Source organism: Thalassospira sp., assembly GCF_040218635.1.
In the GTDB taxonomy this organism is placed as follows: domain Bacteria; phylum Pseudomonadota; class Alphaproteobacteria; order Rhodospirillales; family Thalassospiraceae; genus Thalassospira.
Genome location: NZ_JAVJRB010000009.1, coordinates 240,704 through 261,727, shown reverse-complemented (window position 1 = coordinate 261,727; position 21,024 = coordinate 240,704). Strand labels below are relative to the sequence as shown.

The 21,024-nt window shown below is 53.5% G+C and carries 20 protein-coding genes; 16 read left to right on the top strand and 4 right to left on the bottom strand.

What is annotated here, in order from left to right; translation table 11 throughout:
- Nucleotides 1–186 precede the first annotated feature (186 nt).
- The 8 genes from RIC05_RS08990 to rbsK all read left to right on the top strand — a co-directional run bounded on the left by RIC05_RS08990 (nt 187) and on the right by rbsK (nt 8,724).
- Entirely contained in the window at nt 187–2,133 is a 1,947-nt protein-coding gene (locus RIC05_RS08990; protein WP_350046802.1) for a sigma 54-interacting transcriptional regulator, read from the top strand.
- Between the two features lie 167 nt (nt 2,134–2,300).
- Nucleotides 2,301–2,495, top strand: a complete 195-nt coding sequence (locus RIC05_RS08985) for a twin transmembrane helix small protein (RefSeq protein ID WP_350040941.1) — start codon at nt 2,301–2,303, stop codon at nt 2,493–2,495.
- Between the two features lie 57 nt (nt 2,496–2,552).
- Nucleotides 2,553–3,125: a cob(I)yrinic acid a,c-diamide adenosyltransferase gene (locus RIC05_RS08980; protein WP_350040942.1), complete on the top strand. Its 573-nt coding sequence runs from the start codon at nt 2,553–2,555 to the stop codon at nt 3,123–3,125.
- A 244-nt stretch (nt 3,126–3,369) separates the two neighbouring features.
- Entirely contained in the window at nt 3,370–4,119 is a 750-nt protein-coding gene (locus RIC05_RS08975; protein WP_350040943.1) for an electron transfer flavoprotein subunit beta/FixA family protein, read from the top strand.
- Between the two features lie 15 nt (nt 4,120–4,134).
- On the top strand, nt 4,135–5,070 hold the full coding sequence (locus tag RIC05_RS08970; RefSeq protein ID WP_350046801.1) for an electron transfer flavoprotein subunit alpha/FixB family protein: 936 nt from the start codon (nt 4,135–4,137) through the stop codon (nt 5,068–5,070).
- 69 nt (nt 5,071–5,139) lie between these two features.
- Entirely contained in the window at nt 5,140–6,027 is an 888-nt protein-coding gene (locus RIC05_RS08965) for a 3-hydroxybutyryl-CoA dehydrogenase (protein ID WP_350040945.1), read from the top strand.
- A gap of 166 nt (nt 6,028–6,193) precedes the next feature.
- Nucleotides 6,194–7,660, top strand: coding sequence for a xylulokinase (xylB, locus tag RIC05_RS08960; protein WP_350046800.1), 1,467 nt, complete (start codon nt 6,194–6,196; stop codon nt 7,658–7,660).
- A gap of 131 nt (nt 7,661–7,791) precedes the next feature.
- Nucleotides 7,792–8,724 carry a ribokinase gene (gene rbsK / locus RIC05_RS08955; RefSeq protein ID WP_350046799.1) on the top strand — a complete coding sequence of 311 codons (933 nt, stop codon included), beginning with the start codon at nt 7,792–7,794 and terminating at the stop codon, nt 8,722–8,724.
- Nucleotides 8,725–8,737: 13 nt separating this feature from the next.
- On the opposite strand, the gene RIC05_RS08950 is transcribed toward rbsK, so the two are convergent.
- Nucleotides 8,738–9,298 (bottom strand): TlpA disulfide reductase family protein, encoded by a 561-nt coding sequence (locus RIC05_RS08950; RefSeq protein WP_350046798.1) that lies wholly within the window; start codon nt 9,296–9,298, stop codon nt 8,738–8,740.
- A gap of 31 nt (nt 9,299–9,329) precedes the next feature.
- Between RIC05_RS08950 and argH the strand changes: the two genes are divergently transcribed.
- From argH to RIC05_RS08930, 4 genes are all read left to right on the top strand, one after another.
- Nucleotides 9,330–10,745, top strand: coding sequence for an argininosuccinate lyase (gene argH, locus RIC05_RS08945; protein ID WP_350046797.1), 1,416 nt, complete (start codon nt 9,330–9,332; stop codon nt 10,743–10,745).
- Nucleotides 10,742–10,888 (top strand): LPS translocon maturation chaperone LptM, encoded by a 147-nt coding sequence (gene lptM / locus RIC05_RS08940; RefSeq protein ID WP_350046796.1) that lies wholly within the window; start codon nt 10,742–10,744, stop codon nt 10,886–10,888. The genes argH and lptM overlap by 4 nt, the downstream gene beginning before the upstream one ends.
- Nucleotides 10,885–12,150: a diaminopimelate decarboxylase gene (gene lysA, locus RIC05_RS08935; RefSeq protein ID WP_350046795.1), complete on the top strand. Its 1,266-nt coding sequence runs from the start codon at nt 10,885–10,887 to the stop codon at nt 12,148–12,150. The genes lptM and lysA overlap by 4 nt, the downstream gene beginning before the upstream one ends.
- 181 nt (nt 12,151–12,331) lie before the next feature.
- On the top strand, nt 12,332–14,737 hold the full coding sequence (locus tag RIC05_RS08930) for a DUF4175 domain-containing protein (RefSeq protein ID WP_350046794.1): 2,406 nt from the start codon (nt 12,332–12,334) through the stop codon (nt 14,735–14,737).
- Between the two features lie 96 nt (nt 14,738–14,833).
- Here RIC05_RS08930 and RIC05_RS08925 read toward each other — a convergent pair whose 3' ends face one another.
- Nucleotides 14,834–15,664, bottom strand: coding sequence for a zinc-ribbon domain-containing protein (locus RIC05_RS08925; protein ID WP_350046793.1), 831 nt, complete (start codon nt 15,662–15,664; stop codon nt 14,834–14,836).
- 324 nt (nt 15,665–15,988) lie between these two features.
- Here RIC05_RS08925 and ftsE point away from each other — a divergent pair, with 324 nt between their 5' ends.
- The 4 genes from ftsE to RIC05_RS08905 all read left to right on the top strand — a co-directional run bounded on the left by ftsE (nt 15,989) and on the right by RIC05_RS08905 (nt 19,380).
- Nucleotides 15,989–16,702, top strand: coding sequence for a cell division ATP-binding protein FtsE (ftsE, locus tag RIC05_RS08920; RefSeq protein ID WP_350042864.1), 714 nt, complete (start codon nt 15,989–15,991; stop codon nt 16,700–16,702).
- A gap of 58 nt (nt 16,703–16,760) precedes the next feature.
- Nucleotides 16,761–17,663, top strand: a complete 903-nt coding sequence (locus RIC05_RS08915; RefSeq protein WP_350046792.1) for a cell division protein FtsX — start codon at nt 16,761–16,763, stop codon at nt 17,661–17,663.
- A 117-nt stretch (nt 17,664–17,780) separates the two neighbouring features.
- Nucleotides 17,781–18,500: a YdcF family protein gene (locus RIC05_RS08910; RefSeq protein ID WP_350046791.1), complete on the top strand. Its 720-nt coding sequence runs from the start codon at nt 17,781–17,783 to the stop codon at nt 18,498–18,500.
- Between the two features lie 64 nt (nt 18,501–18,564).
- Entirely contained in the window at nt 18,565–19,380 is an 816-nt protein-coding gene (locus tag RIC05_RS08905) for a lysophospholipid acyltransferase family protein (protein WP_350046790.1), read from the top strand.
- An 85-nt stretch (nt 19,381–19,465) separates the two neighbouring features.
- Here RIC05_RS08905 and RIC05_RS08900 read toward each other — a convergent pair whose 3' ends face one another.
- Together RIC05_RS08900 and RIC05_RS08895 are read right to left on the bottom strand one after the other, a co-directional pair.
- Nucleotides 19,466–20,431, bottom strand: coding sequence for a DMT family transporter (locus RIC05_RS08900; RefSeq protein ID WP_350042860.1), 966 nt, complete (start codon nt 20,429–20,431; stop codon nt 19,466–19,468).
- Nucleotides 20,431–20,991, bottom strand: coding sequence for a gamma-glutamylcyclotransferase (locus tag RIC05_RS08895; protein WP_350042859.1), 561 nt, complete (start codon nt 20,989–20,991; stop codon nt 20,431–20,433). The genes RIC05_RS08900 and RIC05_RS08895 overlap by 1 nt, the downstream gene beginning before the upstream one ends.
- Nucleotides 20,992–21,024 lie beyond the last annotated feature (33 nt).

The following is a 21,024-nucleotide window of genomic DNA, read 5'->3' as shown; positions in this document are numbered from 1 at the left end:
CCCGGATCAGGCAGCATCAGATATTCACAAGGGGTAAGAGCAACCAGCGTGCCAACTTGTTGCAGCGCAGCAGTTTCGTTGGAAACGCTGGACTCTACCTATTAAGGCTGGCATCCTCAGGTGATACGAAAAATCGTAATTTACGAATTTTCGTAATTATTAATACGATTTTTCGTAGGAATTTAGATGGATAGCGATGTAATTCAGCCTATTTCAATGCCTTTGGAGACACTTCACCTTCAGGCACTTTTGGCCCACACGCATCCAACATTATTGGTTCATCCAAAAACCGACAGCATCATTTTTGCCAATGATGCTGCTGCCAATCTGCTGGGCCGCAGTATAGACACCCTGAAATCATCAAAGATGAGTGCCCTGCACAAAGGACAGGTCCCCAGCCTTGTCGTTTTCAGTCAGGCAGCCCTTTACCATGGCTTTGCCTGGACACGCGGGCTGGATTTGACCCGCCCGGACGGGTCGGAGTTAAAGCTTGAACACGAAGCCCGCGCGATCACGCTCAATGAAGAAGAATACCTGACCATCACCATTTCCGACCTTGATGCACGCCATCGTCGCGATGTCGATTCAGAGGCAGATGATTACCTGCGCGAAGGCATTTCAGAATGGCGCCGCGCAGAACGTTTTTTCCGCGAAATTGAACGTGAGAACCAGCTAATTCTAGGTGCGGCTGGCGAAGGCATTTACGGGGTCAATAGCGACGGCATCACAACGTTTGTTAATCCGGCGGCCGAACGTATGTTGGGCTGGACAGCGGACGAACTTGTTGGCCGGGAAATCCATTCGATCATTCACCATTCCCATGTCGACGGCGAACCCTATCACGCCGAACAATGCCCGATTTACAATGCATTCCGCGAAGGAATTGTCCGGCGCGTCGATGACGAAGTTTTCTGGCGCAGTGACGGAAAGCCGATCCGGGTCGAATATACCTCCACCCCTATTCGCGACCATGGGCTTGTTATTGGGGCGGTGATTGTTTTTCGCGATATTACAGAACGTAAAATTGCGGAAGAAAAACTGCATGCCGCACTGGCCGAGGTTGATCGCCTGCGTGAACGGCTTGAACTTGAAAACGCCTATCTGCAGGAAGAAATTCTGTCGACCAACAATCATCACGAAATCATCGGTCAGTCCGATGCCATTCAGGGGGCCTTAAAACAGATTGATCTTGTTGCCCCAACCGATGCCAACGTTCTGATCACGGGTGAATCCGGAACAGGGAAAGAACTGATCGCACGCGCCATCCATCAGGCCAGCACCCGATCAGATCGCGTCTTGGTGCGCGTAAACTGTGCTGCCATTCCCCATGAACTTTTTGAAAGCGAATTTTTCGGCCATGTTCGCGGTGCCTTTACAGGCGCCATACGTGATCGCGTGGGGCGGTTTGAACTGGCAGATGGCGGGACATTGTTTTTGGATGAAGTCGGGGAAATCCCGCTGGAGCTTCAGGGCAAGCTGCTGCGTGTTTTGCAGGATCAAAAATTTGAACGCATCGGCGAAGAGCGCACCCGTGAGGTCAATGTGCGTCTGGTCGCCGCAACCAACCGCGACCTTAAAGAAGAAGTCCGCCAAGGGCGTTTCCGCGAAGACCTTTATTTCCGCCTGAACGTTTTTCCGATCGAATGCCGCCCATTGCGTGAACGCACCGACGATATCCCGCCACTGGCGACCCATTTCCTGCGCAACATCTCTCAGCGGCTAAACATCAGCCAACCCACCCTGACCAAGGGACAGGTCCGAGTTCTGCAAAATTACGGTTGGCCGGGAAATGCCCGCGAGCTTGAAAACGTTATTGAGCGGGCCGCAATCCTTGCCCATGACGGCAAACTCCATTTCGACCTGCCTGAAACCGGCGGGCGCGACAGTCGAAAACTGATCGACACTGCGGTCGATCAAACCGACATCCCCGAAAAAGCCATTCTAACCCGCGATGAATTGCGCCAGAACGAATGCAACAACATCATTCATGCCCTGACCGAAACACGCGGAAAGATTTTTGGCCAAGGGGGTGCTGCCGCCCTTCTTGATATTAAACCGACCACGCTGGCATCGCGTATCAAGACGTTCAACATTGATCGTCGGGCATTTCTTTTGGATAAAACGTCCGAATAATCCAAAAATTTCCCAACGCCGGTTGCCTATAAAGGCTGCTTGGCGCAGCATGTCGTCGCCTGATACAAACCGACCCAACGACATATAGATTAATCTTTGCGATTTCCCGTTATTGCAAAACCCCGATGACGGCATAAGTCCTCAGGCAGGAACAAGGAAGACCAAGAATGGCTGCATTTCTTCAGATCGGTGCTTTGCTGGCGATGGCCGCTGTCGCCGTTGTTCTGGTTCTCGGCATCATATCCATGGCACGCGGAAACGATGCCCGAAAATCCAACAAGCTGATGCAGCTCCGTGTCCTGCTTCAGGCAGGCGCGCTTTTGCTTTTGTTTATTCTGTCTTTGATGGCACTTGGGAAATAACCCAGGAAATAACCCGGCCCGGATATTTATCCACATTCGCGACATAACGGACGGCACATGGTTCAACTGACACGTATTTATACAAAATCCGGTGACAAGGGCAAAACCGCCCTTGGCAATGGCACACGCGTTCTCAAGAACGACATTCGCGTCGAGGCCTATGGCACCGTGGATGAAACCAATGCTGTCATTGGCGTTGCCCGTCTTCATGCCACCGGCGATCTCGATGACATGCTGGCGCGAATCCAGAACGATCTTTTTGATCTCGGTGCGGATTTATGCACGCCCGGCGATGGCACGAATGACAATCCGGAACAGCCGGCATTGCGCATCATCGCCAAACAAACCGAACGGCTGGAACAAGAGATTGATCAGATCAACGAACATCTTGATCCGTTGAAATCCTTTGTCTTGCCCGGTGGCAGTGCGCTTTCGGCCCAGCTTCACATCGCACGCACTGTATCGCGCCGTGCCGAACGCCTGATGGTCGCATTGGCGGGAATCGAGGCCATCAACCCCGAAGCCGTGCGCTATATCAACCGGCTTTCCGACCATATGTTTGTCCTGGCCCGTCACGCAAACAATGGCGGAAAAGACGATATCTTGTGGAAACCGGGACTGACGAGATAAGGAAAAATATTGGACAAATCCCTGTTAATTGGCGGATTTGTCCCGTATCAAGATTATAGAAGGGCATCAAAATTTTAGTGAAGAAGTTATCGTTAACGTTAACCTCTTTACGTAAATTGACAACCCGTATCGCACTCCCTATTGTGCATCGCGGGGAAACCAGTAACATCCGGGCCCACCGCAAACTGCCCGTGCAGGGAGCAGAAAGCCTATAGTTTCGACAACAAAAACGAACAGGTCTGTCATGAAGGTTCTTGTCGCCGTTAAGCGCGTTGTGGATTACAACGTCAAGATCCGAGTCAAACAGGACCAGTCTGGCGTTGAATTGAACAACGTCAAAATGTCCATGAACCCGTTTGACGAAATCGCCGTTGAAGAGGCCATCCGCCTCAAAGAAGCAGGTACTGCGACCGAAGTGGTTGCTGTGTCTCTCGGCGTTAAGCAGTGTCAGGAAACACTCCGCACTGCTCTGGCTATGGGTGCCGATCGCGGCATTCTGGTCGAAACCGACGACGAACTGCAACCGCTTGCTGTTGCAAAGCTCCTGAAAGAAGTCGTTGCCAAGGAAAGCCCGGATCTTGTGATCCTGGGTAAACAGGCAATTGACGATGATGCCAACCAGACCGGTCAGATGCTGGCTGCACTTCTGGATTGGCCGCAGGGCACGTTTGCTTCCAAGGTTGCCATTGCTGATGGCAAAATGGATGTCACCCGCGAAGTCGATGGCGGTCTTGAGACCGTTAAACTTGATCTTCCGGCAATTGTGACCACTGACTTGCGCCTCAACGAGCCGCGTTATGCGTCCCTGCCGAACATCATGAAAGCCAAGAAGAAGCCGCTTGATACAATGACCCCGGCTGACCTTGGTGTTGATACCGCGCCGCGCCTTAAAACCCTGAAAGTGACGGAACCGCCATCACGTCAGGCAGGCGTCAAAGTTGCTGATGTTGCCGAGCTTGTCGACAAGCTGCGCAACGAAGCAAAAGTTATCTAAGCGGGGATCATTCAAATGAGCATTCTTGTTATTGCCGAACACGACAATACCGAACTGAAGGGTGGCACGCTTAACACCGTTGCTGCTGCACAGAAAATCGGTGGCGACATCACCATCCTCGTTGCCGGTGAAAACTGCCGCGGCGTTGCTGAAACGGCTGCCAAAGTTGATGGCGTTTCCAAGGTTCTGGTCGCAGACAATGCCGCCTATGGCCATTTCCTGGCAGAAAACATCGCAGGCCTTGTTTCCGAACTGGCCGGTGATTACAGCCACGTTCTGGTTCCGGCATCGACTTCTGGCAAAAACTTCATGCCGCGCGTTGCGGCACTGAAAGACGTCGCACAGATTTCCGACATCACCGATGTTGTAAGTGCCGATACATTTGTCCGTCCGATTTATGCCGGTAACGCATTGGCGACCGTGCAGTCATCTGACCCGATCAAACTGATCACTGTCCGTACCACGGGCTTTGATCCGGTTGCCGCCGAAGGTGGTTCTGCATCGATCGAAGATGTTTCAACGGTTACCGATGCTGGCAAATCAAGCTTTGTCGGCGCTGAACTGACCGAGTCGGAACGCCCTGAACTGACCGCTGCCAAAGTTGTCATTTCTGGTGGTCGCGGCATGGGATCGGGTGAAAACTTCCACCTGATCGAACCGATTGCTGACAAACTTGGCGCTGCAATCGGCGCATCACGCGCTGCGGTTGATGCCGGATACGCTCCGAATGACTGGCAAGTTGGCCAAACCGGCAAAGTTGTTGCACCGCAGCTATACATTGCTGTAGGCATTTCCGGTGCTATTCAGCACCTTGCCGGTATGAAGGACAGCAAGGTCATTGTCGCAATTAACAAGGACGAAGAAGCACCGATCTTCTCGGTAGCCGATTACGGCCTTGTCAGTGACCTGTTCGAAGCCCTTCCCGCACTGGCGAGTGAACTCGACAAATAATCTGATCCCATTTAGGGTCAAAACAGTGAATTCTATTGTTTTGACCCTAAGGGGACGAGTGGGGAACAAATGGCTTCGTTGGAAGATATCAAAACCATTGGCGTAATCGGCGCCGGTCAAATGGGCAATGGCATTGCTCATGTGGTCGCATTGGCCGGTTACGACGTCCGAATTCTCGACATCTCGCAGGACGCCCTTGATAAGGCGATTGGCTTGATGGAAAAGAACATGGACCGTCAGGTCAAGAAAGAGCAAATTACCGCAGCGCAAAAAGATGCTGCGATTGCGCTTATCTCAACCGGGACGGACTATTCATTCCTGACAGGCTGCGATCTTGTGATCGAGGCCGCGACAGAGAATGAAGAAGTCAAAAAACAGATTTTCAAAGCTCTTTGTCCGGTTCTTGGCCCCGAAGCCATCATCGCGACCAACACATCTTCGATCTCGGTAACCCGCCTGGCGTCCTATACGGACCGCCCGTCGAAGTTCATGGGCATGCATTTCATGAACCCGGTGCCGCTGATGAAGCTGGTAGAGCTGATCCGCGGCATTGCCACCGATGAAACGACCTATCGCACAATTCATGAACTGACCAAGAAACTCGGCAAAGACACGGCAAGTGCCGAAGATTTCCCGGCTTTCATCGTCAACCGCATCTTGCTGCCGATGATCAACGAAGCGATCTACACCCTTTATGAAGGTGTGGGGAATGTCGAATCCATCGATACCGCATTGCGACTGGGTGCCAATCACCCGATGGGGCCGCTACAGCTGGCAGACTTTATCGGTCTGGATACCTGTCTTTCGATCATGCATGTCCTGCATGACGGTTTGGCAGACACCAAGTACCGCCCGTGCCCGTTGCTGGTTAAATATGTCGAAGCTGGATGGCTTGGCCGTAAGGTTGGCCGCGGCTTCTATGACTATAGCGGTGATGAGCCGGTCCCGACCCGCTAAGGGGTTGAGCGCGGCTTGTTCGCATATCAAATCAAAGCCGCTGCGGATTGCAGCGGCTTTTTTTGTTGCAATCAAGCCACCAAGCATCTGGAATAAAGATCACATCAACCCGCACAATCGCAATGTCGGGATAGAATGATAAAAAACGTCTGGAGGCGGTCCGAAAATGTTCCTCGGAATTGATGTCGGCACATCAGCGGTCAAGGCACTGCTTATTGACGAAAACTCGGCCACAGTTGCCGAGGCCGATATCCCATTATCTGTTTCGACCCCTCATCCGTTCTGGAGCGAACAGAACCCGGGTGACTGGTGGCAGGCGACCTTGGGCGCGATTGATGCGCTCACGGCCCAAAACCCCACCGCAATTGCCGCCACACGCGCCATTGGCCTGTCTGGACAGATGCATGGTGCAACCTTGCTTGGTGCCGATGACATGCCGCTGCGACCGGCCATTCTTTGGAATGATGGTCGGGCCATGCGTGAATGTGAAGAACTGGATCAAGCCTTGCCCGATCTCGGCATTCAGGCCGGTGTCGCCACCATGCCGGGCATGACCGCCCCGAAACTGATCTGGTTGAAAAAACACGAACCTGATCTGTTTGCCAAAATCAAAACCATCCTGCTGCCCAAGGATTACATCCGTTTTTGCCTGTCGGGCGACAAAGTGACCGAGATGTCGGATGCCGCAGGCACCCTTTGGCTTGATGAAGAAAGTCGAAGCTGGAATCACGCGGCGATTGATGCCTGCTGCCTAAGCATGGATCAGTTACCAAAACTGGTCGAAGGATCGGACGTCACCGGAACCCTTTTCCCTGACCTTGCCAATCGATGGGGCATGGGCCGCAACGTGATTATTGCCGGCGGCGGCGGTGATGCGGCGACCGGTGGCATCGGTGTAGGTGCGGTCAGTCATGGGGATGGCTTTATCTCGCTTGGCACATCGTCACAGATATTCGTCGCATCGGACAAATACCGGCCAAAACCCAAAGAACTGCTGCACAGCTTCACCCACGCGATCCCGCAACACTGGTTCCAGATGGCCGTGTTGCTGAATGGCGCTAGTTGCCTGCAATGGGCGGCAAATCTTTTGGGAGAATCCGACATTGGCGCGTTGCTGCGCCGGGTTGAGGCACAACATACCGCCCCCTCTGACATTTTGTTCCTGCCTTATCTGAACGGGGAACGCACCCCGCATAACAATCCTTATGCGCGTGGGGTTTTCTTTGGCCTTGGCAGTGACAGCAACCGGGAAATGATGGTGCAATCAACCCTTGAAGGTGTCGCCTTTGCATTGTCCGATGCCCAATCACGCCTGCATGCCGCAGGGGCACATTGTGAATTGCCAGGCGTTATTGGCGGCGGTGCGCGCAGCCGATACTGGATACAGTTGATTTCCGATATTATGGGAACGCCCCTTGCCCGTTATGAAGGGGCCGCAAAGGGCCCGGCATTTGGGGCGGCACGTTTGGGACGATTGGCACTGACCAAAGAACTCCCCGAAGATGTGTGTCTGAAACCGGTCATTGAAGAGGTCATTGAGCCCAATCAAGCCCGACACGCATCCTATCAGCCACGTTTTGCCAAGTTTAAACGCCTTTATGCCGCCCTTTCAGACGAATTCACCCCGACCTGAAATCGCCAAATTCAAATCCCGGTAAAGATTTTTCGTGATTGTGGGGCAATTTGCCTTTCTACGACTTTAAACCACTGATCTAATACCAATATTAGTTTAATGGTATAGTTTTTATTCTATTTGGATAGGTCATGGGTATTGCAGTTGTCGGAAGCTCTAACATTGATTTTGCCGCGCGCGTGACAAAGCTTCCGCAGCCGGGGCAAACCGTTCTGGCCAAGGAATACAAATCCGGTCCCGGCGGCAAAGGTTGCAATCAGGCACTGGCGGTTAACCGCCTTGGCGTTTCGCCAATTTTCATTTCCAAAATCGGGGATGACGTTCTTGGCCGTCAACTGCTTGCTACCCTGTCAAACGAGGGGCTTGATACCAGCCATCTGATCATCGCAGATGGTGCTCAAACCGGTACCGCCCTGATTTCCATTGATACCGCCGGTGAAAACATGATCACGGTGGTCGGCGGCGCGAATATGACGATGACGCGTGGCGATCTGCATGAAAAACAAAGCCACCTGCGCGATTGTGACTTTTTACTATTGCAGCTTGAATGCCCGGTCGTTGCCGTCGATTGCGCGATAAAATATGCCCGCGAAGGCCATGCGAAGGTCATTCTGGACCCTGCCCCCGTCCCGGATCACATGGTGATGCGTGATCTTTTGGCCCTGACCAATATTGTCACGCCAAACAGCAGCGAATGTCTGGCCATGACGGGAATTGATCCCGTCGATATGGCAACCGCAACCATTGCGGCCAACAAGCTCCATGAAATGGGACCAGAAACCGTCATTATAAAAATGGGCGGCAAAGGTGCGTTTTATTCATCTGATGGTCAAATCGGACTGGTGCCGTCCTTTGCGGTCAGCGCCATTGATACGGTCGGTGCCGGGGATTGCTTTAATGCCGGGCTTGCCGTTGCGCTTCATGGCGGACAGGACCTTGCGGATGCTGTGCGCTTTGCCTGTGCCACCGGGGCGTTGTCGACCACGCGCAACGGGGCTGGCGATGCGGCACCAACCCTTGAACAAGTATTGGCACTGCTTGAAGACCCGGCCTCAGCCAGCTAACCGAAAAAGTTGCCTAAGACATTTCCGCGATCAGGCCATCAAAATACGTAATCACCGCTGGCGCATCCCAACGGGCAATGCCTTCAAGCTTGCCGCGGATAACCCCGTTACCATCAATGATAAAACTGGTGGGCAGTCCCCGTGCGCCCATCTGGCGTGCGGTCGAGCCCCGCGGGTCAAGCACGACATCTAAATGCTCGATTCCGTTCTTTTCAAAGAATTCCGTGACCGCTGCGGCCCCGCCACGATCCTGACTAAGTGCTAAAACCCGAAACGGCTTTCCCGCCATTTCAGCCGCCAACTGATCAAGTTCGGGCATTTCCTTGACGCAGGGCACACACCATGTCGCCCAAAGATTGACCAAAATAACCTGACCTTTCAGGTTATTAAGGGATATCTGTGCATCATTTTCATCGACAAACACCGCACCTTCGGGCAAAGAACCGTCATCAGATGGTGCCACCATCTTTGAAAGTTCTTGCGGGAATTGCGTATCTGCAAAGGCAGGGGTTGCATAAATGCCCGATATGGCGACAATCACGCCAAGTTTTACGTAATGAAGCAATGCCTTCACAACACCCACCTTTCCAATACTGCGGATCACAATGACCGATCAAAACGCCACCGACCAGAAAAATGCCAACTCCCTTTGGGGCGGCCGCTTTGAAGCAGGCCCGTCTGCCATCATGGAAGAAATCAATGCTTCCATCGGTTTTGACAAACGCCTCTACGCTCAGGATATTCAGGGTTCCAAAGCCCACTGCGCCATGCTGGTCAAGCAGAACATCATCCCTGCAGAAGATGGCGAGAAAATCACCAATGGTCTAGACCAGATTCTTCAAGAAATCGAGAGCGGGAATTTCAAATTCTCAAGCGCCCTTGAAGATATCCACATGAATGTCGAAAGCCGCCTGCGCGAATTGATAGGTCCCGCAGCAGGCCGCCTTCATACTGCGCGCTCGCGCAATGATCAGGTCGCAACCGACTTCAAATTATGGGTCCGCGACGTCGCGCTCAGCGATCTTGAAGCCGGCCTGAAAGGCCTTCAGGAAGCGCTGATAACGCAGGCTGAAAAGAATATCGACACGATCATGCCGGGCTTCACCCATCTTCAGGCCGCCCAGCCGGTGACCTTTGGCCACCATCTTTTGGCCTATGTTGAAATGTTTGGCCGTGATCGCGGTCGCGTTGCCGATTGTAAAACGCGGCTCAATGAAAACCCGTTGGGCTCAGCCGCCCTTGCCGGGACACCTTATCCGATTGACCGCCATATGACGGCAAGTGCCCTTGGCTTTGACCGCCCGACGGCAAATTCGCTTGATGCCGTATCGGATCGTGACTTTGCCTTGGAATATCTGAATGCCACGTCGATCACGGCGATGCATCTTTCGCGTTTGGCCGAAGAAATGGTCATCTGGTGTTCGGCGCAGTTCAAATTTATCGGCATGTCCGACAAATTTTCGACCGGATCGTCGATCATGCCGCAAAAACGCAATCCCGATGCGGCTGAACTGATCCGATCGAAAATCGGCCGTATCGTTGGCTGTTATAATTCCCTGATGCTATCGATGAAGGGATTGCCGCTGGCCTATTCCAAGGACATGCAGGAAGACAAAGAACCGGTTTTTGAAGCCCACGACCATCTTGGTCTGTGTGTTGCGGCCATGACCGGTATGGTTGCCGATATGAAAGTCTTTGCCGATAACATGCGTGCGGCAGCCGGGGCTGGTTACACCACCGCGACCGATCTTGCCGATTGGCTGGTTTCAGAACTTGGCATGCCGTTCCGCGATGCGCACCATGTGGTTGGTGCCACGGTGAAGCTGGCTGAAACCAAGGGATGTGATCTTGATCAGTTATCGCTTGATGACCTTCAGGGGATCGAGCCGAAAATCACCAATGCCGTTTATGACGTCCTGACCGTCGATGCGTCGGTTGCGGCCCGCCAAAGTTTTGGCGGCACGGCACCTGTTCGGGTCAAGGAATCCGTTGCTGCGGCAAAGGAAAGGTTTCTGAAATGAATGTCAGTTTGCTTAAACGCGGCACCGTGATCACGCTTGCCGTCATGATGGGTCTTTCGGTTGCGGCGTGTGGGAAAAAAGGCCCGCTCGATCCGCCGACCGACAAAGGTTATGAATATCCAAGGGACTACCCAGCCAAATGAACCATTTTGAATATATTGATGGCGTCCTTCACGCTGAAGGTGTCTCGCTTCCGGAACTGGCTGACAAAGTCGGAACCCCGTTTTTCTGCTATTCCACCGCAACGTTGGAACGCCATTACAAGGTTTATGCCAGTGCGTTTGACGGTCTGGATGCAACGGTTTGCTATGCGATCAAGGCCAACTCCAATCAGGCTGTCCTAAAAACGCTGGGCAAACTTGGTGCGGGTGCAGATGTTGTATCCGTTGGTGAAATGCGCCGTGCATTGCGTGCAGGCATTGCACCCGCCAAAGTCATCTTTTCTGGCGTTGGCAAAGCCGAAGCCGAAATGCGCGAAGCCCTTGATGCCGACATTGCCCAGATCAATGTCGAAAGCATCCCGGAACTGATCGAACTTAACCGTGTTGCCATCGACATGGGGAAAAAGGCCCGCATCGCATTGCGGATCAATCCGCATGTTGATGCCAAAACCCACGAAAAGATCGCAACCGGCAAGGCCGAAAACAAGTTTGGCATCGACTGGACCCGCGCGATTGAAGTCTATCGCGATGCAGCGGCGATGGATGGCATCGAGGTCACCGGTATTGCCATGCATATCGGGTCACAATTGACCGATCTCGCCCCGTTCCGCGAGGCTTTCACACGCCTTTCCGATCTGGTCGAAAAACTGCGCGCCGAAAATATCGATATCCGCAATCTTGACCTTGGCGGCGGCCTTGGTATCGCCTATCAGGGCGAAACCCCACCGCTTCCTGATGCCTATGGTCAGATGGTGCGTGAAACTGTTGGCCATCTCGGCTGCCACATCACGCTAGAGCCGGGTCGTTTGATTGCGGGCAATGCCGGGATCATGGTATCGCGCGTTATGTATATCAAAGACGGCGAAGCAAAACGTTTTGTCATTCTTGATGCCGCGATGAACGATCTGATCCGCCCGACACTTTATAACGCCTATCACGAAATCATTCCGGTCGATGAACAAACGACAGCAGACAAGCAGGCAACTGTCGATGTCGTCGGCCCGGTATGTGAAACCGGTGATACCTTTGGCAAGGATCGCACATTGCCTGATAACCTTAAGGCAGGTGATCTGGTCGCGGTGATGTCTGCCGGGGCTTATGGTGCGGTGATGTCTTCGACCTATAACACCCGCGCATTGACGCCGGAAGTACTGGTCAAGGGTGATGAATTCGCCATCGTCCGCCCGCGTCAGGAAATTGATGATCTGATCAATATGGATCAAATTCCCGGATGGCTGGATTAGGTTCCAAAGCCCAACGGCAACAAACATTCTGATCTTTAAGGCGACCTGTGATCTGCAGGTCGCCTTTTTATTTGGCCTAAGACCACCGGAATAACTTGACCCGCCCTTGCCAAACCCCAAGTTTTAGGTAGATAGCTTTGCGATCCTTCTCGCAACGCATGGGCAAAGGGCCACCAGACAAATGTCGCTGATACCACCGTATCCCGGAATGGAGCATCATGTGCGCAGGGCGCGCATGGTCATGATTTGGGAATCGGTTTGGCCCTGTCTCATCCCCTCGCTATCTGTCGGTCTGCTGACGGTTGGGTTGACGCTAACCGGCACGTTTGAATTCCTGCCTGCCACCGCCCACATCATGTTGCTGTCGGTTTTGTCTGTGGCAATGATGGTCGCCGTGGTCGCACCGTGGCGTCATTTCCGCTGGCCGACCCGCCGGGATATTTTGCGTCGACTTGAAGTTGAAAACCGGCTTGAAAACAACCCACTGCAAAGTCTTGAAGATCATATCGACGATACCGAAGATCCGCTGACCAGTTTCCTGTGGCAGCGCCAACTTGGCCTGCATGAAACGGCATTGGCGAATTTACGCCTTCCCCGTCCGATCCCCGCGATCAGCAAGATTGACCGGTTTGGCCTTACTGCCATTCCCATTCTGTTGATGTTTGTCGGACTGATGGTTGGCAGCAATCACATCGCAGAACGTTTTTCCAAGGCCTTTAGCCCCCTGCAACGTTTGGGTGCGGCGGATTTCAGTGCAACACTTTGGGTCACGCCCCCCGCCTATACCGGGCAGGTCCCGCGCGTTTTACGCTTCAACGCTTTGGCGTCCGAAGACCCTGCAAATGAAGGCACGGCCCAAAATGTCATGTCGGTCGACGTTCCCGCCGGATCGACCCTTGATGGCAGTATTTCAAGTATCTGGTCCCCGACCTTGACCGCGCCAGATGGCGAACGCGATTTCACCGAAAGCAGCGAGAACAGCTATGTGCTGTCGACCGCCATCGAACAGTCGGGTGAATGGCGCATTTCGGTTTGGGGGAATGACCGCCTGACACTGAACATCAATCTGGTCGCAGATCTGGCCCCGAACCTTTCCTTTGTCAGTCCACCGGCCATCACGCGGCGCGATCATATCCGGTTGGATTATATCGCCAATGATGATTACGGACTGGCCAAGCTTGATCTGGTGATAACCCCCGCCCCCGATGACGCGATGATTGATCAATATGGTCCGATTGATCAAATCGTCATTGATCTAAAAGGTGAAGGTGCCAGTGAAACCTCTATGCCGACCCGCATAGAAGGGCCCCGGTTTGTCGATCTTGTTGCCCATCCTTGGGCTGGATTGCCTGTCAATATCCAGATGCATTCACGTGACAATTCCGATCAGTCCGGACAAAGCGACGTTCGATCACTTGTCCTGCCCGAACGCGAATTTTCCCACCCTGTCGCGCAAAAACTGATCGCCATTCGCCGGGGTCTTCTTCGTTATCCTGATCGCGCGCTTGAAATGCATCAGGCAATCTTGCCCGTTCTTTATGCGCCGCAGGCATTTAACGGTCATATTGGTGTCTTCTTGGCCCTGTCAGTTGCAGAAAGCCGCCTTGCCGCGAACCTGAACAACCGTGAAGTCCATCAGGACGTCGCAGGGCTTTTGTGGCATATCGCCGAGGAAATCGAACGCGGAAGCTATGGCATTGCTGAACGTAATTTGATGGAGGCCGAAGAACGTCTGCTTGAAGCCCTGTCGAACCCGGATGTCACCGAAAGTGAAATCGCGCGCCTGATCGAAGAATACCGTCAGGCATTGAACCAGTATCTTGCGGCTTTAACCCGCGAAAGCACCCAGTCACCCGAAGAACAGCCCGCGGCAACGGCAACCCTTGAACAACAGGATCTGTCGCGGATCATTGATCAGATCGATGCCCTGATGCGTGCTGGCGCCCGCGATGAAGCCCGCGAACTCATCGACCGTTTGCGCGAATTGGTCGAAAACATGCAAGTCACCACCGGCGAAGGCGGCATGGATATCACATCGACCTTACGCGAAATGCTTGATGGCATGCGCGATCTGTCGCGCCGTCAGCAAGACCTGATGAGAGAAGGCGACAACCCGGCAACCCAGAACGGTCCGGGACCACGTGCTGATCAGCAACAAGGTTTGGCCGATGACGCCAATGACATCATGAACAGCCCCGGCCTCGGTCAGTTTGGGGATGTAAGCGGGATGAATGCCGTCATAGACGCCATGCGAGGTGCCGCAGAGGCCCTTGGACACAACCGGTCTCATGAGGCCCTGCAACATCAACGACAGGCCATGGAGGCCCTGCAACAGGGCATCGGCGAGATCAGCCGCGCCCTTGAAGGACTTAGTCAGTTGGCCCCGATGCTTGAAGACCTTGACGGGGCGGGTCGCCGCGATCCGCTGGGCCGGCCGGTGGGTGGAAATGGCACCACCATCATTCCTGATGTGAACACGCTTGAACGGGCATGGCGGATTTTACAGGAACTCCGGCGCCGGTCTGGCGACCCTGATCGCCCACAAGTCGAACAGGAATATATCGACCGCTTGCTGAAACGGTTCTAGCGGAACAACCATCCGGTCCCACAACTCACCCAAATCCCAATAAAAAAGGCAGCGATAAAACGCTGCCTTTTCGCTTAAATCTTGTCGTCTTGCCGTTTACGGTTCGACCGCTTCACGCGGATCAAGGAACGTCACCTGCAAACGGGTTGCTGTCGGATTTGGACGACGGATTTTCGTTTCCACCGTCAAGGTTTCTCCCACAGGCAGCATTTGCTGTTCCATCGGCATATCTGCACCGGACGTTACCATCGACTCGTCATAGACCAGCGGCATCTTTTTGCGCTGAACCACACGATCCAGCGGATCAAGCAACTCGATCAGAAGATACGGCAAGGCACGCGGTTCTTCGCTGATATTGACGATCTCAGCACGTACCACCAGAACATCGACGCCGTCTTCATCTTCGCGGGTCGGCGGCAGTTCCCGAATATCAAGGCCTTCACCAACATGGGGCACATCGAGCCCGACCATGTCGTAAACCTTGGCGATCGGCGGCCACAGTTCGATGACCTGATCCTTGGCAAAATAACCACCTGCACCAATCCCGCCAAGCAACAGCAAGAAGATGATCCAGCCAACAATACCCTTTTTCTTTTTGGGTTGTGGTCTGGGGTTATTGCGGATCAGCTGCTGCGGAATGGGCGGCGGATCTGGAATCTTGTCTGCTTCTTCAAAGCCGGGGTCAACACGCCCCCCACCCATCTGGTTGGCATTGAAATCAGCCCCCAACGCCCCTTCTTCGTTGAAAGGCGGCGGAAGGTCGTTATCTGGCGCAGCCGCAGGCTGGGGTGCAGGCTTCTTCGCGCCGGGCGGCTCCTGATGCCAGCTATTGCCGCAGCTTTTACAGCGCACGGTACGGCCTTTCGAGCCGATTGCTTCTGTCTTAACTGAGTATTTTTTAGAACACTCTGGGCAAGTAATGATCATTGCAAACCTGGCATTTCGATGACAGCGGCATCAAACATCGGGGGAGGTATAAAAAGCTCACAGCCGACGATCCCCCAATCGCGCCAACCGTGAATTACACTATATGTAAATAGCCGCGATTTAACAGACTGTTAAGCACAGATAACAGAAGCTGCCCGGATTTAGGTGTCTAACCATTGCGTAATGGCTCTGTTCGTGGCATCCGAAAGCAGGAGAAAAATCGGGTAAACCGGTTTAATCATTTTCGATATTGTCATGACAGGTGCTTTTTCCAAGTCCGCAAGACCATAAAGAAACCTATGTTAATTGCAGCGGCAACCGCCAATGCAAACCGTCATTCTGCCAGATGGAGCGCCGATTTTGACCGATGTTGTCAGTTTCAGGAATGTCGGGGTCCGATACGAATCCGGGCCTGATATTTTGCGCGATCTGAACTTTTCTTTGGGCCGCGGCAGTTTCCATTTTCTGACCGGTGCATCGGGTGCGGGCAAGTCGACCTTGATGCGACTTTTATATTTGGCCCTACGTCAGACTCGCGGTGAAATTAATATTTTCGGGCGTGACAATATCCGTATTCCACGGGATGAGCTGCCGGCGATTCGCCGCAAAATTGGTGTGGTGTTCCAGGATTTCCGTCTGATCAATCATCTGACGACCTTTGAAAACGTTGCTTTGCCATTGCGTGTTGCCGGGGTTGAAGACCTGCAAATCCGCAAAAACGTGACCGAACTTCTCGAATGGGTTGGATTGGGCGATCAAATCAATGCACCGCCATCGCGCCTTTCGGGCGGGCAGCAACAGCGTGTCGCCATTGCCCGTGCGGTCATCGGTCGACCGGCATTACTGTTGGCCGACGAACCGACCGGCAATGTGGACGACCGAATCGCCATGCGATTGCTGTATTTGTTTGAAGAACTCAACAAACTCGGGACTACTGTATTGATTGCCACCCATAACCGGCAATTGGTCAGGCGGTTTGGCCATACGCAATGGTTGCTTGAAGGTGGCACATTACACGATGTGACCAACAGCGGCTGACACAGACAAAACGGCTTTAACATCGCGCTAACAAGATCAACAGGACTAACACACGATCATGGCATTTCGCGCACCACCATCGCATCTACCGCTTGAAAGCGACTCTTCCTCGCGCTTTTTGCCGAGCATTGTCGCCCTGATGGTTGCCTTGCTGACGTTTTCAATCGTCGGGCTTGCCGCCCTGCATGACAGTGTTGGTCAATGGTCTGGCCAGATCGAAGGAAGCCTGTCGATACAGGTTCCCCCAACCGAGCTTGCCAATCGCACACCAGATGAACGCGAAAAAGCTCTTCAGAAAACCGTCGATACCATCATCGACGAAGTTTCAACAATGCCCGGCATTGCCCGGATCGAAGAACTGAGCCCTGATACCATGGCAGCCCTTCTTGAACCGTGGCTTGGCCCGGACGAAGTGCTGAGCGAACTGCCCATACCGCGCATCATCGAAATAACCCCGGAAACCGGATTTAACTTTGATGCGCTTGAGGTCAGATTGGGAACAATCGCCCCCGAGGCGATATTGGATGACCATCGCATCTGGATTGAACGGATTGCAGATGTCGCCTTTTCCGTCGAACTGGCGCTGTCTCTTTTGATTGTGGTGTTGTTTGGCGCGACGATACTTTCGGTCGTGTTTGCCACCCGTTCGGGGTTATCGATACATCATCGCATCATTGAATTGCTGCATTTGATTGGTGCACAGGATGGCTATATCGCCAAACAATTTGGCCGACACAATCAGCGTCTTGCATTTTTCGGGGCCTTGATCGGGTTGCTGATTGCGCTTCCTGTGTCTGCCCTGATCGGGTGGCTCGGCATGCGCGCCGGATGGCCAATTCCGTCACTGGTTCTCAGCCCGACCTTTATTGCCCTTACTGTTGCCATTCCTTTTATTGTCGCCTTTGTTGCCGGGATCACAGCAACCCGCACCGTCCTGCGTGTTTTACACAGGATGTTGTAACAAACGACATCGCTCCGTATAGTTCGATCAAGACAAGCTTCCCTTTTGGGATCATGGCTTTGGCCACCTCAGGAGATCCGCATACATGCCTCCACACCGATTTTTTGGCACGCATTCATGAACAAGCCACCACGTAGTGTGCAACAACGCCGCCGGTTTCGCCGGTTTCGCTTTTTGCTTTCGGTTTTGATTCTGTGCGGGTTGATCTGGGCCGTTGGTTTTGTCTGGTATGTCAATTCGATCCCGACCACGGTCGATAACACCAATGAACGTACCGATGCGATTGTCGTCCTGACCGGGGGCAGTGAACGGCTGTCCGAAGGTCGTCGCCTTTTGGCGCGTGGCATGGCGGATAAGCTTTTCATATCCGGTGTCTATCGCGGGGTAGAGGTTGATGAACTTCTATCGGCCGGAAAAGCCGACCCACGCCTGCTGTCTTGCTGTGTCGTTCTGGGGCATATCGCGGAAAACACCCGCGGCAATGCAATTGAGACAGCTGTCTGGGCCTATGGAGAAGAATTTAAAAGCCTGCGGATTGTCACGGCCAACTACCATATGCCGCGCTCGCTTTTGGAATTCCGCAGTCTGATGCCCGATGTGGAAATCATCCCGCACCCGGTTTTCCCCGATAACGTGAAAATTGAAAATTGGTGGCGTTTCCCCGGCAGCACGGCCCTGATCGCCAGCGAGTTTAACAAATATATGTTTGCCAGCCTGCGCAACACACTGCTGCACTGGCTTCCCGATGGGGGTCGATCCGCATTGCGAGGGCCCGGTGGCACCACACCGTCGCCTCAGGATTTCTCGGCATCCAATGCGACAGGCAAAAAGGGCTGAACGATTGCCACATAGCTGTTACAAAGCACCAGATGGACCCTAGGCGTATGAAGGATTTTTCTGAATGAGAGCCCTCCGCGCGTTACTTTTTAACGTGTTGTTTTTTGGCGGAACAGCCCTGCTGTGCATCAGCATGATCCCCCTGATGGTCTGCGGCCGCAAGGCCAGCCAGTTTGTCGGTCATGCGTGGTGTCGATTGACCCAGGCGGCCCTCAACCTTTCGGTTGGCATGCACAAACGCATCACCGGGCTTGAAAATCTGCCCGATGGCCCCTGCATTCTGGTGGCAAAGCATCAATCGGCGTGGGAAACCCTGACCTTTCACACCGTGGTGCCCGATCCGGCCTATATTCTTAAAAAAGAACTGACCAGAATTCCGCTTGTCGGACAGTTCCTGCTCCTGTCTGGCCAGATTGCCGTTGATCGGTCTGCCGGGGGTTCTGCACTCAAAGACATGATCAAGGGTGCGTCACAAGCACTTAAGGAAAACCGTCAGGTCATCATTTTCCCCGAAGGTACGCGCACCCCACCCGGGTCAAGCCGCCCGTATCATCCGGGCGTCTATGCGCTTTACAAAGCCTTTCCCGACACCAAGGTAATTCCGGTCGCGGTGAATTCCGGCATGTTCTGGGGCAAGGACAGCTTCATGAAATATGGCGGTCGGGTTACGATGGAACTGATGAAACCGATTGAACCGGGCCTTGATCGCAAGACCTTCATGAGTGAAATCAAAACCAGAATTGATACCCGAACCCGCGAACTTGAAACCGAAGCGCAGCGTGAATTCTCTTTGCCAATGCTGACCTCGGCCGATATCGCGGCTCAGGAATCTTCGCAAAATCCGAATACCGGGCAGGTTGAAAAAGACACCGCATCCTGATAGCCCGCAGGTTTGCCCATCATATTAAAAGGCCGGTGATGCGTTGCATCCCGGCCTTTTGCTTTGTCGTCGTCCGGGTTTGGTTTCAGGCCCGTTCGCGTTTCTTTCGGGTTGCCTGCCAAATGCCAAAGGCGATCAGCGCGATCCCGCCCAAATGATACAAATGCAGTTCTTCGCCCAAAAAGATGATGGCCAGCACACTGGCAAAGACCGGCATCAGATACATGAAGACACCTGCATTGGCGGGACCAACCACAGAAACACCCTTGCCCCAGAACAGATATCCCAAAAAGGCCGGACCTGCGCCGATATAGAAAATCTTGAGCATATCGGGCCATGCCGGGTCCATCCGGGTAAAGAACGGTTCCCCGTCCACCACCAGTGACCAGACATAAAGCGGGGTCAGGAAACAAAGCCCGACCAGCGCACTAACAAATATCTGGCTTAACGGATGAATGCCTTTTGGCGCACGTTTAAGCAGCATGGAATAGGTCGCCCACACCATCGCCGAAATCATCGCCAGCACATCACCCAAAACAAAGTCCATACGCGCAAACACGGAAAAGTCGGCCTTGGTAATGATTGTCGCCGTTCCAGCACCGGCAATCAAAACGCCAAGCCACTGACGACCACTTGGCTTTTCCGCCGTCAGGATGGCTGCAAAGATCAACACCCAGACCGGGGTTGTCGCATTCAGCAGGCCGGTATTGACGGCCGTTGTGTTAAAGGCGGCAAGGTAAATCACCACCGAAAACAGAAACACGCCGGTAAAACCGATGAGAAACATCGACATTTTGTGATGCGCCATGACCTTCAGATCACGGCGCAGATGCTTTGCACAGACCGGCAGCAACAGCAAAATCGCCACGATCCAGCGCCAGAAAGACAATGCTTCAAACGGCACTGTGGCATTCACACCACGCGCAACCACGTGGTTTGACCCCCACATCATCGCGCAGGCAATCAACATCAGATAGGCCACCGCCACTGGCGTTTGATCGCCTGATGTCGAAGTTCCCCCCGCCGCAGTCGATACATTTGGCTGGGACATCAGATACCCGCCCCCATATTCATCTCGCCATATTCACGACGGACCAGATCCATCAAATCGTGTAAGGGCGGATCGGTAATGCCCATTTCATCAAGATGCAGCACAGTATTTTCCAGATATTCAAGATTTGGCCCAACATTGCCGTAGGCAGCAACAATGATCTCGACCGCAGTCCGCACCGGCAGGTTTCCGGCATATTGTTGATGGGTTGGATCGGCAACATAGGTATGCGCAATCACTTTGCGCCCGTCTTCAAGTTCGACTTCGACATCGGCCGGGATATAGGTGTTGGTCACCAACTCGCGCTCATCGAGATAGGCTTTCACCGCATTCCAGTTGTCCGGATCGATGCAAAAGGCATTGCCAACGCATTCCCCGCCCTTGTTCAGGCCAAGAACAAGCCCCGGATTTTCCGGCGTGCCGCGGTAATGGTGGGAATAGATACAGAAAGACCTGTGATAGCCGCGCAGCGTCGCACGCGACCGTTCGACGTATTCAAACCCTGGTCGCCACAACAGTGAACCATATCCAAAAACCCATTTTTCGCGGGCGTCCGTCACGCTTTCCTCCGGCTTTGTCGTCTTCAGTTCACC